The organism is Gemella bergeri ATCC 700627 (assembly GCF_000469465.1).
Lineage (GTDB): Bacteria > Bacillota > Bacilli > Staphylococcales > Gemellaceae > Gemella > Gemella bergeri.
The window spans coordinates 5,080-5,535 of the sequence record NZ_KI271845.1 but is presented as its reverse complement, the minus strand read 5'-3'; the positions used below and the strand labels follow the sequence as shown (position 1 = coordinate 5,535).

The following is a 456-nucleotide window of genomic DNA, read 5'->3' as shown; positions in this document are numbered from 1 at the left end:
GGGTCGAAGGTTCGAGTCCTTCATGGCTCATTAAATAAAAGGCTAATCCATTAGCATTAGCCTTTTTATATTTTTGGCCCGTTGGTCAAGCGGTTAAGACACCGCCCTTTCACGGCGGTAACACGGGTTCGAGTCCCGTACGGGTCACCATTTTTGGAGGAGGTTTAGCTCAGCTGGGAGAGCACTTGCCTTACAAGCAAGGGGTCAGCGGTTCGATCCCGTTAACCTCCACCATTTATTTTATCGAAAATAGGGGAGATAGCGAAGAGGCTAAACGCGACGGACTGTAAATCCGTTCCTTAGGGTTCAGTGGTTCGAATCCACTTCTCCCCACCATTCATAGTATTATTGGGATATAGCCAAGCGGTAAGGCAACGGACTTTGACTCCGTCATTCCCCTGGTTCGAATCCAGGTATCCCAGCCATGAGCCATTAGCTCAGTTGGTAGAGCATTTG

4 tRNA genes are annotated in these 456 nt (G+C 48.9%); all 4 read left to right on the top strand.

Features of this window, described 5'->3' with window-relative positions:
* Positions 1 to 75 precede the first annotated feature (75 nt).
* The 4 genes from HMPREF1983_RS04435 to HMPREF1983_RS04420 all read left to right on the top strand — a co-directional run bounded on the left by HMPREF1983_RS04435 (position 76) and on the right by HMPREF1983_RS04420 (position 425).
* A tRNA-Glu gene (locus HMPREF1983_RS04435) sits at positions 76 to 150 on the top strand.
* Positions 151 to 158: 8 nt separating this feature from the next.
* Positions 159 to 234, top strand: a tRNA-Val gene (locus HMPREF1983_RS04430).
* An 18-nt stretch (positions 235 to 252) separates the two neighbouring features.
* Positions 253 to 336 (top strand) — tRNA-Tyr (locus HMPREF1983_RS04425).
* 13 nt (positions 337 to 349) lie between these two features.
* Positions 350 to 425 (top strand) — tRNA-Gln (locus HMPREF1983_RS04420).
* Positions 426 to 456: the final 31 nt, after the last annotated feature.